This window comes from Paenibacillus sp. Dod16, from assembly GCF_049893405.1.
GTDB lineage: Bacteria > Bacillota > Bacilli > Paenibacillales > Paenibacillaceae > Paenibacillus_AQ.
Window position 1 is genome coordinate 1 of the sequence record NZ_JBNDYG010000005.1, and the last position, 16,008, is coordinate 16,008.

At 51.5% G+C, this 16,008-nt stretch carries 14 protein-coding genes; 1 reads left to right on the forward strand and 13 read right to left on the reverse strand.

The genetic code is table 11. The annotated features are described in order from the left end of the window. From ACPV3A_RS04700 to ACPV3A_RS04760, 13 genes are all read right to left on the reverse strand, one after another. On the reverse strand, positions 1 to 517 hold a 517-nt coding region (locus ACPV3A_RS04700), incomplete at its 3' end, for a transglycosylase domain-containing protein (RefSeq protein WP_426198540.1). A 207-nt stretch (positions 518 to 724) separates the two neighbouring features. Next, entirely contained in the window at positions 725 to 964 is a 240-nt protein-coding gene (hfq, locus tag ACPV3A_RS04705) for an RNA chaperone Hfq (RefSeq protein ID WP_071218242.1), read from the reverse strand. 53 nt (positions 965 to 1,017) lie between these two features. Further along, positions 1,018 to 1,965, reverse strand: coding sequence for a tRNA (adenosine(37)-N6)-dimethylallyltransferase MiaA (miaA, locus tag ACPV3A_RS04710; RefSeq protein ID WP_426198333.1), 948 nt, complete (start codon positions 1,963 to 1,965; stop codon positions 1,018 to 1,020). Beyond that, positions 1,955 to 2,734, reverse strand: coding sequence for a class I SAM-dependent methyltransferase (locus ACPV3A_RS04715; RefSeq protein WP_426198334.1), 780 nt, complete (start codon positions 2,732 to 2,734; stop codon positions 1,955 to 1,957). Before ACPV3A_RS04715 ends, miaA begins: the two co-directional genes overlap by 11 nt. Before the next feature lie 17 nt (positions 2,735 to 2,751). Continuing rightward, positions 2,752 to 4,737 carry a DNA mismatch repair endonuclease MutL gene (gene mutL / locus ACPV3A_RS04720; protein WP_426198335.1) on the reverse strand — a complete coding sequence of 662 codons (1,986 nt, stop codon included), beginning with the start codon at positions 4,735 to 4,737 and terminating at the stop codon, positions 2,752 to 2,754. A gap of 38 nt (positions 4,738 to 4,775) precedes the next feature. Continuing rightward, entirely contained in the window at positions 4,776 to 7,544 is a 2,769-nt protein-coding gene (gene mutS, locus ACPV3A_RS04725) for a DNA mismatch repair protein MutS (RefSeq protein WP_426198336.1), read from the reverse strand. Between the two features lie 363 nt (positions 7,545 to 7,907). Then, complete coding sequence (locus ACPV3A_RS04730) at positions 7,908 to 9,158, reverse strand: putative amidoligase domain-containing protein (RefSeq protein WP_426198337.1); 1,251 nt, start codon at positions 9,156 to 9,158, stop codon at positions 7,908 to 7,910. A 106-nt stretch (positions 9,159 to 9,264) separates the two neighbouring features. Then, complete coding sequence (locus ACPV3A_RS04735) at positions 9,265 to 9,831, reverse strand: outer spore coat protein CotE (protein WP_071218248.1); 567 nt, start codon at positions 9,829 to 9,831, stop codon at positions 9,265 to 9,267. A 128-nt stretch (positions 9,832 to 9,959) separates the two neighbouring features. Next, positions 9,960 to 10,940 carry an aromatic acid exporter family protein gene (locus tag ACPV3A_RS04740; protein ID WP_426198338.1) on the reverse strand — a complete coding sequence of 327 codons (981 nt, stop codon included), beginning with the start codon at positions 10,938 to 10,940 and terminating at the stop codon, positions 9,960 to 9,962. Positions 10,941 to 11,077: 137 nt separating this feature from the next. Next, the gene (locus tag ACPV3A_RS04745) at positions 11,078 to 11,842 is read right to left on the reverse strand and encodes an ABC transporter permease (protein ID WP_426198542.1); all 765 of its coding nucleotides are present in this window, start codon (positions 11,840 to 11,842) and stop codon (positions 11,078 to 11,080) included. 74 nt (positions 11,843 to 11,916) lie between these two features. Continuing rightward, on the reverse strand, positions 11,917 to 12,690 hold the full coding sequence (locus tag ACPV3A_RS04750) for an ABC transporter ATP-binding protein (RefSeq protein ID WP_426198339.1): 774 nt from the start codon (positions 12,688 to 12,690) through the stop codon (positions 11,917 to 11,919). Positions 12,691 to 12,731: 41 nt separating this feature from the next. Then, the gene (locus ACPV3A_RS04755) at positions 12,732 to 13,733 is read right to left on the reverse strand and encodes an ABC transporter substrate-binding protein (protein WP_426198340.1); all 1,002 of its coding nucleotides are present in this window, start codon (positions 13,731 to 13,733) and stop codon (positions 12,732 to 12,734) included. A 259-nt stretch (positions 13,734 to 13,992) separates the two neighbouring features. Then, the gene (locus ACPV3A_RS04760; protein WP_426198341.1) at positions 13,993 to 15,510 is read right to left on the reverse strand and encodes a carboxypeptidase M32; all 1,518 of its coding nucleotides are present in this window, start codon (positions 15,508 to 15,510) and stop codon (positions 13,993 to 13,995) included. A gap of 129 nt (positions 15,511 to 15,639) precedes the next feature. Here ACPV3A_RS04760 and ACPV3A_RS04765 point away from each other — a divergent pair, with 129 nt between their 5' ends. Next, complete coding sequence (locus ACPV3A_RS04765; RefSeq protein WP_426198342.1) at positions 15,640 to 15,969, forward strand: iron-sulfur cluster biosynthesis family protein; 330 nt, start codon at positions 15,640 to 15,642, stop codon at positions 15,967 to 15,969. The last annotated feature ends 39 nt before the right edge of the window (positions 15,970 to 16,008 follow it).

Consider the following 16,008-nt stretch of genomic DNA (forward strand, 5'->3'; position numbering starts at 1 on the left):
CGATCGACATTTCCGTCGCCTTCCGGAAGAAGGTTTTATCCCTGGTCAAGAATATATTCTTCGCCAGCTGCTGTGTGATCGTGCTTCCGCCTTCAACCATGGAACGGGCCATGATATCCTTTACCGCTGCGCGGCCGATCGACCACATGTCCACGCCGTTGTGCTCCATGAACCGTTTATCTTCTGTTGCAATGAATGCTTGTATCAATTTCTCAGGAATATCCTCGTACTTCACGGGATCACTCTTCTGGAGGGATAGTTCGCCCATCAGCGCGCCATTACGGTCATATACCTTGGAAGTACCGTATGCGGTCAGCTTATCCTGATTCTGCTCCAGCAGCTTTTCACCGCTGATCAGGATGAACAAATAACCTGCAAGCGCACAGAAGATCGCAATGACGGCCGTGAAAAACAACGCCCACGCGATTCGCTTTCCCTTGCCCTTTTTCTTCTTCGCATTCGGTTTCGTGGTTTTGGATGTCTTCGAGTTGTCTTTGTTTTTATTCAACCGTGACATCTGATTATCTTTTCCAGCCATTTGTCCCCCTCCTTACTCCCTTGCGGGATCAAGCCTTCTGACTTTAAGTCGTGCCTCGGAAAGAAAAGAACAACCTTCTCAGGTTGCTCTCTGCACTCCTTATAAGCTAAACGAATTATAAACCAAAAAGTTTCAAATTAATCAGTTGACGGTATGATTCTGCTCTTTATAAAACCATTCTAAAATCTATTGATCGCTGCTGTTATCCTGCATCAGGGACACATTACGCTGCGGCATGAACGTGGAGATAGCATGCTTGTACACCATTTGCTGACGGCCGTCGCTGTCAATCACGATGGTAAAATTGTCAAAAGCTTTGATCGTTCCACGGATCTGAAAGCCGTTTGTAAGGTATACCGTGGCCGGAATGTTCTCTTTGCGCAGTTGGTTCAAGAACGTGTCTTGGATGTTAATGGACTTGTTCATTAGCCGTACCCCCAATGGTTCATTTAGATTGTTTTGAAAATATATTCAAGATTTCAGTGAAACTTTCCTGCTATTATAGCACGGATTTTTTGATAGTTTGCAGAAAAATTTCCCGAGTCGGTGACGTCTACCCACTCGATGTCCTTCATGTGGCGAAACCAAGATAGCTGCCGCTTAGCGAATCGGCGTGTATCGCGCTTGAGCAGCACGACGGCCTCCTCGTAGCTGAATTCTCCGTTAAGGTATGAAACGATTTCCTTATAACCCAACCCTTGCATGGATACAAGTCCCGGAGCGAACCCTTTGTCCATGAGCTCCGCCACCTCATCAACAAGTCCCTGGCTCAGCATAAGATCAATTCGCTCTTCAATACGGTTATATAGCATTTGCCTGTCCATTGTCAAACCGACCAAGCATAAGTCATAGGGAGATTGCTTGGTTTGGGGCGCCAGTTGGGCCGAAAGTGGGACGCCGGTCATATGGTATATTTCTAAAGCACGAACGACCCGACGTAGGTCATTAGGGTGAAGCCGTTCGGCCGTTTCAGGATCAACCTCTGCCAATTTTTGATGAAGAGCCTCGGCTCCGTGTTCATTGGCATAGCGGAACTGCTCTTCCCTAAAAACTTCATCCGCTCCGGTCTCGCTAAACTGATAGCCGTAGCACACCGACTCCACATAAAGGCCGGTTCCGCCAACAATGAACGGAAGTTTTCCCCGCTGCGTGATCTCCGTAATGAGCCTTTGGCTTTGCTCTTGAAATTCGGCTACCGAATAGGGGTGATCGGGCTCGTGAATGTCAATGAGATGATGGGGGACGCCTTCCATTTCTTCGACTGAAATTTTGGCTGTTCCGATATCCATTCCCCGGTATACCTGCATCGAATCGCCCGAGATAATCTCACATCCGAATTCCTTCGCAATTTCAATGCTCATTTTGGTTTTACCTACAGCTGTCGGTCCTATAAGAACGAGCAGTTTCGGTTTGGTTTCAACTGTCAATGGAAATCACTCCGTACGTTATTTTCGATTTTCCCCGTTCAGGCAATGTAAAGCCAAGCCGTTCAAACTCTCCGCTGGATCGCGCTTCCTTCATGACAACGGTTTTGCGCGCGACCCTGACCGCTTCTCTCACACTTTCCATTTCCAGCGGCTCCCCGTTTGCATAATGTCTCAAAGGATGGATGGAAGCCGATTCGGCGATCGGTTCACGGAACATCGGATCAAAATAAACAATGTCTACGCTCCGGTCCGGCAGCGACTTCAAATAATCCAAGTGATGGCTGTGCCTGACCTCGATTCGCCTCATCGCCTGATCACTGGCCTCCAAATGGCTTTCATAGGTCCGAAGCCCTTCTTTCAGCAGCGCATACAAGGGAAGCGAGCTTTCCAGAGCAGTGATCCGACTGTTCGGGCCGCCCTTGCCCGAAAATACCAGGGAGTCGGCTCCAAGCCCCGCCGTACAATCCAGTACGGAATCCCCTTCCTCCATTCCGGAAGCCTCCAGCATGGGATCGGGTTTTCCGCTCAGTACGCGTTTCAATCGGACAAACCCCATACTCGGATGAAATTCCATGACCGAGCCGTCCGGTCCGCTAAGACGTACATGTCCGTTGAGTACGACCAACACGTCGTCATCTCCGAATCTGCGTGCTAATTTTCGCAATGAATGACCGCCGCGCTGGACATAACGGCAGCCGGTTTCCCGGGCTAAACTTATCGCGCGCTCCACAATGTCCGGCGCTTCCGCTTCTCCAGTTGTTATTATCATGAAGGTCCTCCTTGCTGTTACATAACGCGCTTAAACATTTTCTCCAAATCATAAGCCGAGAAGGAAACCACAATCGGTCGTCCATGCGGACATGTGTATGGCTGCCGGCAGGCGCCCAAACGCTGTATCAACGTCATCGCCTCCTGCTCCGTCAGCTTCTGATTGGCTTTGATGGAAGCCTTGCAGGAACACATGATCGACGAGGTTTCTCTCAGCTTGGCGATATCGATATTGCGTTCGCTCAACACCCATTCAGCCATCTCTTCGATAATGGCCTTCTCGTCGCCCTTGGGGAACCAGAACGGATGGGAGCGCACCAGGAAGGTATGACCGCCAAAAAACTCCATATACACGCCAACCTTTTCAAACCAGTGCAGCCGTTCCTTCACCTTTTCCGATTCCGAGGGCGTAAATTCCAGCGTAATCGGCAGCAGCAGCTCCTGGGATGCGTCTGCCGGGTTGCCAAACTGTTCGTAGTAATACTCGTAGTTAATCCGCTCATGCGCGGCATGCTGATCAATCAGGTACAGCCCGGTATCATTCTGCGCTATGAGATAAGTGCCGTGATGCTGGCCGATAAGCGTGAGCTCCGGAAATGGCGGGATCTCTGGAGCTGGTCCTGAGGCCGACTGCAGCCACTCTTTCGTTACGGCAGGAATTCCGGCATTCCCCCTGGTCTCATTGCGGTATTCACTGCGATAAGAAGAAGCTGCTGCCGTTTCCCGCATTTGCGAGGTGGCGGATGTACCTGCTGCTCCGGACCCATAAGCGCGCTTGATATCCGGCTCAGACCGGGTGAAGACCTGCCCCTCCGGCCATGTCGCTGCAGGTGGCGCCTTGAGAGGCATGTTTCCGCCAATTGAAGGCTCGCCGCTTCCGGGGATCGCGATATCCCGTTCACTGCTGCTGTCGTTCGGCGAGGCATGGCTTTGCGCAGGAGAAAATTGCAGCTGTTCCTGGATATAGGCGTTGTCGCTTTTGCCAATATTTTGTTTGGCCGGGCGTGGAATCAGGATTTCCTGCTGCAGCACCTTGCGAATTTCTTCCTCCACCAAAGCGAACAGCTCCTGCTCTTTACTGAACCGCACCTCCAGCTTGGAGGGATGCACATTCACATCAATCAAAGAGGGGTGCATGGACAACTGAATGACAACGAGCGGAAACCGGTTGATTGGCAGCAGCGTATGATAACCTCTCAAAATCGCCTGCATCAAGCCGTAGTTCCGAATATACCTCCCATTGATGATCAGCGACATGCCGTTACGGTTTGCCCGGGTATAATCCGGGCGGCTGATATATCCGCTTAGCGTGTAGTCCATATTCTCCGCTTCAAACGGCAGCATCGCTTTGGCCGATTGGGTACCGTATATGGCCGCAATGACCTGAAGGGCATCGCCGTTGCCCAGCGTCTGCAGCAGCGAGTTTCCATTGTGCCTGAGCGTAAAGGCAATATCCGGCCGGGAAAGGGCCAGACGATACATATAGTCGGATATATGCCCCAGCTCGGTTTGGATCGTTTTCATATATTTCAGCCTTGCCGGCGTATTGAAGAACAATTCCTTCACGAGAAAATCCGTTCCTCGGGGTGCAGCCGTTTCTTCGTTCACGCGCAGATGACCGCCTTCGATTTCGAGCACCCGTCCGCGGCCATCCTGAGCATTGGACGTAACCAGACGCACCTTGGATACGGCCGCGATGGATGGCAGGGCTTCGCCCCGGAATCCAAGGCTGGTGATTTGAAACAGATCGCGGCCTTCAGCGATTTTGCTTGTCGCATGGCGGTAAAAAGCCGTCTCGCAATCCTCCGGATCAATGCCGGCGCCGTTATCCGTTACGCGAATGCTGTCCAGTCCGCCTTCTTCGACCGTTACGTCAATCTTGGTGCTCCCGGCATCAATGGCGTTCTCGACTAGCTCCTTTACAACGGAGGCAGGCCGCTCCACCACCTCACCGGCAGCAATCTGGTTTGCAATATGCTCGTCCAAAATCCGAATAATCCCCATCGTTCCTACCTCCGTTTCATTTCATCCCCATGCCAAAATCACATATCCTTCGCTTGAAGCTTCAGGTCGTTCAGGAATTGCATGGCCTGAAGCGGCGTCATATTCATCACGTCCGCGCCTTTAACGGCAGCAATGAGGCTCTTGACGGCAGGATCTTGAGAAGTTTCCTGCGCCATGGAATGCTGATCCTTGCCAGGCTTAACACTCGGTTCAGGCACTTCCTCCTCGCCAAAAATGGAGAGCTGCACCACGCCGCCCTTCCGGTCGGCGCCGCTCAAGCTTTCGGTATACGGCATCTTATCATCACGATGCTCATATACAGCTTCCGATCCGCTTCGTCTCTCATCGGAAGGAGCTGCGGCAGCTGGCTGCTCGCGCTGCATCACAATCCCTTGCTCCGATGCCACCGCGGCCAGCGAGGCCATCTCCAGGCCCTGCAGGAGCCCATAGGCGCGGTCAATGATGCTGCCGGGCAATCCTGCCAATCTCGCACAGTAAATGCCGTAGCTGCTGTCAGCCGCGCCAGGGATCAGCTTGCGGAGAAAATGCACTTTATCTCCGCTTTCCTGAACCGCCATGGAATAATTTTTGAGACCGCCAAGGCTTTCCTGAAGATGGGCGAGCTCATGGAAATGCGTGGATACCAACGCCTTACAGCCGATATGGTCATGCACATACTCAATCACGGCTTGCGCAATCGCCATGCCTTCACTCGTCGACGTACCGCGTCCCAGCTCGTCGATGATAATCAGGCTGCGGGGCGTTGCTTTTTCCGTCATGACCTGAATATCCGCCATTTCCACCATAAAAGTGCTCTGGCCGCCGATCAGATCGTCTGCCGCTCCGATGCGGGTAAAGATCCGGTCCACCAGCGGGATAACCGCGCCCTCTGCCGGAACAAAGCAGCCCATCTGGGCCAAAATCGATAACAAGGCAACCTGGCGCATGTATGTGCTTTTTCCAGCCATATTCGGACCGGTAATCAGCAGGATCGAGGAGCCGTCCTTGCGTAAATCCGTCCCGTTCGCGATAAACGATGAATCCTTCATGACGGCTTCCACGACAGGATGACGACCGCCTTCAACGATATAATCATACCCTTCGCTCAGCTCCGGCTTCACGAACCGGTATTCCGCGCTGACCGCGGCCAGGGATTGATAGACGTCAATCTCGGCAATGCGCTCCGCGAGCTTTTGGAGCCGGCTCACTTGGGTATTCAGCTTGTCCCTGAGCTCGGTAAAGAGAGCGTACTCCAGATCCACCATCTTCTCCTGTGCCTCAAGGATCAATCCTTCCTTCTCCTTCAGCTCGGGCGTGACATAACGCTCCGCGTTCGCCAGCGTCTGCTTGCGCTCATACCGGCCTTCCGGCAGGGACGACAGATTGGACTTCGTCACCTCGATATAATAGCCGAACACCTTGTTGTAACCGATCTTTAGCGACTTGATCCCCGTAGCGGCGCGTTCCTTGGCTTCCAGCTCGGCGATCCAGCGTTTGCCGCTGGTGCTCGCTTCACGAAACTCATCCAGCCGCTCGTGATAACCCGGCTTGATGATGCCTCCGTCACGCACGGATACCGGCGGTTCGTCAACAATCGCATTCTCGATCAATTCGCACAGATCGTCGCAAATATCCGTATCCGCAGCCACCCGGCGCAGCGTCTCGGAAGCAGACTCGGCACACAGCTCTTTCAGAGAAGGAATTTGTCTTAATGACAGCTTGAGCGCGTTCAAATCCCGTCCGTTCGCGCTGCCGAACGCAATCCGGCCAACCAACCGCTCCAGATCGTATATCTCTTTAAGCGCCATCCGCAAATCTTCACGCAGTATGTACTGGTTATACAAATGCTCAACAGCCTCCAGCCGCTCTTCAATCCGGCTGCGGGACAGCAGCGGTTTATCGATTCTCCGCCGCAGGAGTCTGGCTCCCATCGAGGTTTCCGTGCGATCCAGAAGCCACAGGAGCGAACCTTTCTTCGAACGCTCACGAACCGTCTCAACCAGCTCCAGGTTGCGTCTGGTGAACGGATCCAGAACCATGTATTGTCCCGGTTCATAGGAAGCAATCTGTGTCAGCTGCCCCAGCGACCGCTTCTGCGTCTCGCTTAAATACGAGATCAGCAGGGATATGCAGGCTCTTCGCTCCTCTTCCAGGCGGGCCCAAGCCGGCTCACCGAACTGGGTGCGTACCAATGCATCCTCCCTACGATCCCATGCCGTATAGACGATGTTGCGGCTGCCTAGAAGCGCCTGAGATGAAATGATATCAAGCAGCGCCGCGTCCCCAATAATCTCGGAAGGCTCATAGAGGCCAATCTCATCCCGCAGCCATTCCTCCGAAGATGGAACTGACGTCACATAAAGCTCCCCGGTTGACAGATCGCATGCCGATAAAGACATCAAGCCGCCCGTTTCCGTGACACACACCATGTAATTGTTCGACTTGTCGTGCACAACCTTGCCGTCCATGATGGTCCCCGGCGTGACGACCCGAACGATTTCCCGCCGCACCATGCCTTTCGTGACTGAAGCATCCTCCATCTGTTCGCAGATGGCGACTTTGTACCCCTTCTCAATCAACCGCTGAATATAACCCTCCGCGGAATGATAAGGGACTCCGCACATCGGTATTTTCTCTGCACCGCCGCCTTCGCGGCCGGTCAGCGTAATCTCCAATTCCTTCGATGCAAGGATTGCATCATCAAAAAACATTTCGTAAAAATCGCCTAAGCGGAAAAAAAGAAACGCATCGCGCGCTTGTTCTTTGACCTTCAAATATTGTTCAATCATCGGCGTATATTTAGCCATGACGTACCTCCATTACCTTCTAGCTTGACCTCCATTATAACAGAAATTGACCGCAAGGCATTACGGTTTAACGTGCGCGTTCAAAAAGGTCGGTTTTCAGCACCGAGAAGGTTGGATGAAGCTAGGGAGTGAGGAGCGGAGCGTACGTAGTTTGTACGTGAGCACCGGAAGGCCCGGCTGAATTCAAGATTCGATGCCGAGTTGCTTCTTGATTCACTTCGTGTTAGATATAGAATTTATTCGTTATCAGCAGAGCTGATGAAATTCTATATCGCAAGAAAACCTACCTTTGAATCGCGGTCGCTCATCCTTGATTGGCCTCGATTGGTTTTCTTATCAAAATCGGACTTTTTGAACAACCTCTTAAACGGGAATATTCCACAGCAGCCTGATATCTCTGCTTTCATCCCAGGCCCGCCCCGCTTCCATGTGAGCAAGCGCCAGTTCGATTTCGCGGGCAAAGTCCGAATATTCCGGCAGCGCTGATAAATCCCTGTGCCAGCCTGCGATACATTCTTTAAGCACGGACTTGTCGCCTTCGTAATAAGCGCGATGGTAACGCTCCGTATTGAATGGCCTCGCCAGCAAACGGTCGCTGTATCGAGCTGCCAGGTAGGCAACATACAGTGACACCTTCGCGACAAGCGGGGAAACGAGAAAGCTGGGAAGCGTACGGTATTCAAACCCGCCATACGGCTGCCTCCGAAAATCCCCCAGGAACCCATAACGGGGTCTGCGAAAACGCCCATTGGGGTCTTCGAGCAGCGCCAGCGGCAGAGCCAGATAATTATCCAGCGTCTGAAGAAGAGACAGGGAGAGCGGTACTCCGCTAAAATGAATATGGCCGCCTAGCGGGAAATCAACATAAGGCAGAGCTCCTGCCCTCCATGTCAGTGAACGATCGGTAATCAGGCTCTGGGCTTGACGCAGAGCTTTTTGCATTTCAATCATTAACGCCTTCGGATTCGCTCTCGGTAACGGTCTGAGCTCGGCAATGGGGTAAATGACCTCCCCCCGAAAACGAACGGCGTCACTGCCGACCGATCCGCCGCGCTCCATAAATTCGGATGCAAACACAATCTCCCCGTTATCCTTCATCAGCACAAACTCGGGATCCATCCCCATGAGCAGCGGCGCAGCCAAAGGGGATTCACTGTCTTCGTTATGCGCGTGAAAACCTGCCGCCGGCACCCCCTTCGCACTCATGACGGTTTTAATCCGGCCCGCTTTCATGCGGATGTCCTCGACTACATATCTTCGCCCGGCCCGGGCATTGATGATAACCTCTCCTTCATCCACACCCAGCGTATACAGCGACCGCAGGGCCGCTTTCTCCAATCGCCGATGCAGGCCATCCTCATACCTCCCGTTCTCGGGGTCAGGCTCAAACATGACTTCACTTCCCCCGAGCTGAGAGGAGCGGATCGAGACTGCGGACAGCTGCTCAACATGGACGGCGTAGCTGGCCGTGTAATGCTTTTCCTCAACCGAGCTCATGCCCAGAAGGGACGGTATCCCGGATCTGGACAGACGCGCTTGAGCGAGAAGCACAGCAGCTCCCTTCAATGGTACATATTCTTTTACAGCAGCTGGTTTTACTTTAAATTGAGCCATCTCCTAGTCCCCCTGTAAAAAAAATAAAAAAGAGGGCATCCGCCCTCCGCAAAGCTGCCCTCACTGCATATGCTAAGATTAGAATCATTCCTACAGGAGGGTTATCTTACAGTTCATCCTCCAGACCCTCGTAATCAAGGTCTTCGTAATCATCGACTTCGTCTCCCAGGACGTAATCGAATTCTTTGTCCTCGTAATCGCCATGATGATGGCTGCATACTTTGACAACGACCTTGGTTTCGGCAATCAGCTCCACCGCGTACTCTCTCTCTACCCGCAGAATGACACTCGTGCCATTCGAGGATACGCTGGCCTCAACGCAGCTCGGCTCCTGTGTCGCTTCAGCCGACACTTCCACCGTGGATGCACGATGCTTCGGATCCAGATAGGAAAGAGGCACGCGTTCTACATACGATACCGTTTCTTTCGCCACATCGGTCTGTGAATTTTTGTCATAGGAATACCAGATGTTAACATCGTAAGTACCAATAACTTCAATTCCGTCTCCGGCGGCAACCGCCTCGTATTGATGGTTTATAATCCAAGCCCCCAAAATACTGGTCGGATTATTAGGCGGAGTCACGGTATGTGTTACGGTAGAGAATTTACGACCCTTGCCGCAGATCGCCTTCGTGATGATTTCTCTACATTGGTGTTTATGACTCAATGACATCTTCGAACCTCCTCCATACAATCATTCCATACATGTGTATGCAAGACATGGGCGAATGTTGAATGAAGTGGTCCAAATAAATTCATATGATGCTAAAAATATCAGATTTTTTTTTGCAAATCCTAGAGCTATATGGCCGAATCCGCGCGCTTCTGCGGTTTTTTTGCTGTGGGCGCCTTATACTTCTTTGAGATATTCAAATAGTATTCCAGCTCATGACATAGCTGCAGGATCGCGGACCGGACCTCGAATTCTTCGCGGGTCGTCGGCAGTTCCATCTCCTTGAACCTGTCCTCCAGCTCAATCAGCAGTCCTTCGGACTTGCCCGTATATCCTTCGGCAACGACATCCTTGCTTAATTGATCGAATATTTCCGCCGTCAGCACACCGTGAGGAAGCCGCTCGTACACCTGGGATATTTGATGCATCATGCTCTGGATATTCTCCATCTGTTCCTTCCGCATATAAAAATAGATGTTCCAGGAGCCGTCCGGATGAATCATCTGGTTCTCCGATGCCCGCTTCGCTTCCTCAATTCCTTTCTCAATCTGCCGGTTGGCCTCAATCAGCTCTTTACCGTCCCATATATGTTCAGGATCCCGAAGCGTAAGCGAGAAGTGACGGAAAATGACGGAGAAGAGCCCGTCCACCTTCTGGCGGATCTCCATCATCGCTCCCTCGCTGTTCGGCATATAAACCAGGTTCACAAGCATCGCCGATCCGAGACCGATGATCAACAGTTCAATTTGGGTGAGCAAAATGTCCATCCCGATCTCTTCCCCCTGGAACACCCGAAACACCACGACCGAGCTGGTTACGATGCCTTCCTTGAAGTTCGCCTTCGAAATCGCGGGAAAGGCAAGCAATATGTATAGAGCCAATACCCAATAATGAAAGCCGAGAAAATAAAATAGAATACACGCCAGCACCAGGCCCAGCAATGAAGCGAACAATCTGGACGATATGGAGCGCACACTCCGTTTTCGCGTGACGTCAACGCCAAGTATAGCAAGAAGACCGGCGGACGTAGCCCCCGGTATGTTCAAGGCATCTGTAATTAAGATGGCAAGCAGGCTTGCCGCAGCCGTTTTGATGACACGAAATCCCATGTGATGAAGAGCCTCCAGGCGAGTTGATGATGACTATATATGTTTCCTTTTTATGTGACCACATATATAAGGTATCTTCATCCTAGCTTATTTTTATGCCATAAACAACCATGCCTGGGGGCAATAGACCAAGCCCATTAACGATGAGTCAGCAATTTCCTTTCTATATATACCACCATTTGATACATGGCTGTAGCCACAACGGCGATAATGAGCAGACTCGACAGCACAAGCGTGAAATTGAATACCTGAAACCCGTACATAATCAAGTAACCGAGGCCCGATTTGGCGACCAGAAATTCGCCGACGATGACCCCGACCCACGCCATGCCCACATTGACCTTGAGCGTTGATACGATCGCCGGATACGAAGCTGGCAAAATAACCCGCTGAAACACCTGGCGCTTGGATCCGCCAAACGTCCGGACCACCTTGATCAGATTGGAATCCACCTCATGAAAACTGTTGTATACAACGAGCGTGGTCACGATGACCGTGATGGATAACGTAGTGACAACAATAGCCGTAAAACCTGCGCCAAACATCACGATAAATATCGGACCCAGCGCTACTTTCGGCATACTGTTGAACACAACCATATAAGGGTCCAGAACCCTGTTAAGAAACGGTGACCACCAGATCAATACGGCCAGCAGCGTGCCTACCAGCGTTCCGAGCAGGAATCCGACAACCGTCTCCCCTACCGTAATCCCCAAGTGCCCCCATAACTCGCCGCTGATCATATTCCCCCATATGTTGGCAATAATTTTGGTCGGATAGCTGAAGAGCAGCACGTCTATCCATTTGAATCTTCCCGCCGCTTCCCACCAGATAAAGAATAGCAGCAGCAAGCTAAGCTGGACGGTCAGCACGCGTCTGCGTAAACTTTTCTTGCGCTTCATGTGTTTTACATAAATATCCTGGAGCCAGCCCTTCGAAGAAGAAGCATGAGGCTCATCCCTTGATGTCATAGGCTTCACTCCTTCCCGATCGTTTGCATTTCGCCCCAGATCTCATGAAACAATTCGTTGAACCCCGACTCCTTACGAGCATAAAAAGGCTGTACCCGACGTATGTTCTCAGGAATATTGAACATTCGGTGAATCCTCCCCGGGTTGCGGTTCAGGAGAATGACCCGATCGCTCATCGCAATGGCTTCGGACAAATCATGGGTCACCAGGATGGCGGTCTTCCCGCGCTCCTTCAAGGTATCCACGATCAGATCCTCAAGCTGCAACTTCGTCTGATAATCCAGTGCGGAGAAAGGTTCATCGAGCAGCAGCAGGCCCGGGTCCGTCGCCAAGGTCCTTACAAGTGCAACCCGCTGTCTCATTCCGCCTGACAACTGGGCGGGATAGAGGTTACCGCTGTCCCCAAGGCCCATCTCCTTGAGCAAACTCTGTACGATACCGCGACTTTCCGGATCCAACCGCTCCGTCAGTTCCAAGCCGATCAAGGCGTTATCCATAATGGTGCGCCAAGGAAATAAATAGTCCTGCTGCAGCATGTACCCGACCGCCGGCGACGGCCCGGTTACCGGTTTGCCATTCACATAAGCGGCTCCTTGGGATGGCTGCAGCAAGCCGGCAATGACAGACAAAATCGTTGTCTTGCCGCAGCCGCTAGGCCCAACCAGGCTGATGAACTCCCCCGGTTCCACCTTCAATTGAATCCCTTCCACAGCCAGAGAGGCTTCCCGATCCGTGACATATACGTGAGCGATATCATTCAATTCAACTACCGGTACCATTGGTGCTCTCTCCCTTCGTTCTATGGATTAGGCTTAATTCATCATTTGGCTTGTTTCGCTTTCTCGGCAAAACTGTTGTTGACGATCGTGTCAGGCGCTACCCGTTCTTTCAGTTCCCCGGCCTGCTCCATCACGTCCAGCAGATTGTTCCATTCCGCCTCGTCCACGATCGGATCGGTCGCATAGCTGCCCTGCTCCTTGTATCGTTTAACGGAAGACACTACGATGTCGCGGTCGCTATCCTTAAAATAAGGCATGATCGCATCCGCGATATCTTCGGGGCTGTTCGCATCCACCCATTGCTGTGCCTTGTACAGGGCATTCGTAAACTTCTGCACCGTGGCATCGTTTTTGTCGATAAAGCTCTGTTTTGTCATGAATACGGTATATGGCAGTCGTCCGCTTTCAACGCCAAAGGAAGCGACCACCTTGCCTCGGCCTTCTTTTTCAAAGATGGAGGCCTGCGGCTCAAAGAGCTGAACAAATTCACCGGTGCCGGAAGCATAAGCAGAGGCGATATTTGCAAAATCGATATTCTGAATCAGTTCCAGGTCCGCATGCGGATCGATTCCTTTTTTACGGAGCGTAAACTCGCCTGCCATCTGCGGCATTCCGCCCTTACGCTGACCGAGGAATACTTTACCCTTCAGGTTGTTCCAGTCAAAAGCGCCCGCATCCCTGGCCATCAAAAATGTCCCGTCTGTCTGCGTCACCTGTCCGAAGTTAATGACCGGATCTTCAGAGCCCTGTTGATACACGTAAATCGAAGTTTCCGAGCCGACAAGTGCCACATCGATGGCTCCCGACAGCAGGGCCGTCATCGTTTTGTCTCCGCCAGGGGTCGTCTGCAGATCGACATCAAGCCCCTCTTCCTTAAAAAATCCTTTTTCCAATGCGACATACTGCGGCGCGTAGAAGATCGAGCGCGTCACTTCGCCAATCTTGACCTTCGTAGCCGATCCGCCGCCACCGCACCCGGCAAGCGCCACTCCGCAAACAAGCAGCATGGTTAACGCCAGCCCCCACCATTTTTGACGCTTCATCGTAACCCTCCATTCCCATTGACCCTTTGTTTCTTTTCAGCATATGCATGTGCCTGCCCAAAGGTTAAACGCCTGATAGATATGCTGGAGACTATTAATTGGCATGATGGATCATAAACCGTCTATCGACGTATTTTCTCGGAGGACAGACCACTTTAAGTGGAAGCTTTTCTAGCGAGATAAGGGTTGAGGCTTCAGAGTTGTATACTGTTTGAATACAAAAAAAACGCAGCCACTTGGGCTGCGTTTATAATGTGAATCAAAGTTTGTAAATCTCTTTATACTTCTCTTCGAGATAATCGGCCAGATAGTCCGGATTCAGTTCTTCTCCGGTGACGCGCACGATGATCTCGGACGGCTTCTCGCTCTTTCCGTACTTGTAAACCTTGTCCGTCAGCCATTCCTTGATCGGAGCCAGGTTCCCCTCTTCGATAAGCTGGTCGAGGTGCGGCAGTTCTTTACGCATCGTATGAAGCATCTGAGCCGCATACATATTCCCGAGGGAATACGAAGCGAAATATCCGAAATCCCCGCCGGACCAGTGAACGTCCTGCAGAACGCCCATTCCGTCATTTGGCGGCATAATGCCGAGGTATTCTTTATACTTCGCGTTCCAGGTCTCCGGCAGATCCTTCACGGCCAAACCTTCGTTAAAGAGTTTCTTTTCGATCTCGTAACGAATGATGATGTGCAGGTTATAAGTAAGCTCATCCGCCTCAATTCGAATCAGAGAGTTTTCTACCTTGTTCGCGGCCAAATAAAAATCCTCGATGCCCACGTCCTTCAATTGTTCTGGGAAGTGCTGCTGCAAATCCGCGAAATAACGGCGCCAGAACGGACGGCTGCGACCAATCATATTTTCCCACAGACGGGATTGAGATTCATGGATGCCCATCGAAGTACCACCGGAGAGCGGCGTTCCTGCAAGCTCTTTATCGATATTTTGCTCATAAAGGGCATGCCCGCCCTCATGCAAAGAGCTGAATACCGCACTTAGCACATCGTCCGGAAGATACATGGTCGTAATGCGCACGTCTCCAGGGTTTAAGCCCGTTGCAAATGGATGCACACTCTCGTCCAAACGTCCCGCTTCAAAGTCGTAGCCCATTTGCTCCAGCAGGAACAAGCTGAATTTCTCCTGCTGTTCTTTCGGGAACAGCTGCTTCAAGAAGTCCGTTTTCGGCTTGAAGGTCGATTTCTGGATCGCATGAACCAGCGGTACCAGACGCGCTTTCAGACGGTCAAAGATGGCATCCACCTTTTCCACCGTTAAATCCGGCTCATACATATCAAGGAGTGTGTCGTATCTGGTGTTTTTCACGCCCCAATAATCAATAAACTCTTGTTTGAACGCAACGATCTTCGTTAAGTAAGGTTCGAAACCTTCAAAATCGCTGTTCTTCTTCGCTTCCTCCCACTTCGTCTCCGATTGGGCAGCGAGAATGGAATACTCCTGAAAGCGTTCAGGCGGGATGGATTTGCTCTGATCGTACACCTTCCTCACTTCCGCAATCATGCGGCGTTTGCGGTCATCCAGCTGCTGCGCCTGTTTCGGCTCCGCAAAAAATGATAACAGCTGTCCCATCTCTTCCGATATTTGCAGTTTAAACGCCTCTGTGGATAAAACCCCGATCGTTTCCGAACGGATTTCGGTTCCCTTGCGTGGAGCACCCGTCCGTAAATCCCAATGAAGTAGGCCAATAGCTTCGTAATAACTCATAATTTTGCGAACCAATCGATCAAATTGTTCCCATTGTGGTAAATGTTGTACTGCCATTCCGGCACACCTTCTTTTTTTAATAATAGGATTCTTCTATACTCTATTGATGATACGTTTTACAAGGTATATAATCAACTTCCAGAAAGAATAAATAACAATATACATATAAAGGAGTGTCAGGAGGCCGTGAATATTCAACTCACCCGGCAAGCCGAGCTGAAGCTGAAGGACAAGCTTGGGGACAAGCCGGGCGTAATCAGGCTGATCTATGACACGGAGGGATGCGGATGTGCCGTCAACGGCGTCCCAAGCCTGCGTATTGTAGATGAGCCGACGACGGAAGATATCGCTGTCGAGACAGGCAGCCCGGTGCCGTTTATCGTAAACCGCAAGCAGGCCGTTTTTTTCGAAGAGAAGATGAGGCTCGATGCAGATCCAGCCACTTACTCCTTCCGGCTGGACAGCAGCGGACAGAACTATGGCACCAATATTCAAGTATTAGATGCCAGAGCGTAACTACAACAAATAAATTATAGATACAAAGGAGAGAAAATC

Excerpts from the sequence above, each read along its gene's own strand:
- hfq (WP_071218242.1), bottom strand. The coding sequence starts at position 964 with ATGAACAAGTCCATTAACATCCAAGACACGTTCTTGAACCAACTGCGC.
- ACPV3A_RS04715 (WP_426198334.1), bottom strand. The coding sequence starts at position 2,734 with ATGATAATAACAACTGGAGAAGCGGAAGCGCCGGACATTGTGGAGCGC.
- mutL (WP_426198335.1), bottom strand. The coding sequence starts at position 4,737 with ATGGGGATTATTCGGATTTTGGACGAGCATATTGCAAACCAGATTGCT.
- mutS (WP_426198336.1), bottom strand. The coding sequence starts at position 7,544 with ATGGCTAAATATACGCCGATGATTGAACAATATTTGAAGGTCAAAGAA.
- ACPV3A_RS04730 (WP_426198337.1), bottom strand. The coding sequence starts at position 9,158 with ATGGCTCAATTTAAAGTAAAACCAGCTGCTGTAAAAGAATATGTACCA.
- ACPV3A_RS04735 (WP_071218248.1), bottom strand. The coding sequence starts at position 9,831 with ATGTCATTGAGTCATAAACACCAATGTAGAGAAATCATCACGAAGGCG.
- ACPV3A_RS04740 (WP_426198338.1), bottom strand. The coding sequence starts at position 10,940 with ATGGGATTTCGTGTCATCAAAACGGCTGCGGCAAGCCTGCTTGCCATC.
- ACPV3A_RS04745 (WP_426198542.1), bottom strand. The coding sequence starts at position 11,842 with ATGAAGCGCAAGAAAAGTTTACGCAGACGCGTGCTGACCGTCCAGCTT.
- ACPV3A_RS04750 (WP_426198339.1), bottom strand. The coding sequence starts at position 12,690 with ATGGTACCGGTAGTTGAATTGAATGATATCGCTCACGTATATGTCACG.
- ACPV3A_RS04755 (WP_426198340.1), bottom strand. The coding sequence starts at position 13,733 with ATGAAGCGTCAAAAATGGTGGGGGCTGGCGTTAACCATGCTGCTTGTT.
- ACPV3A_RS04760 (WP_426198341.1), bottom strand. The coding sequence starts at position 15,510 with ATGGCAGTACAACATTTACCACAATGGGAACAATTTGATCGATTGGTT.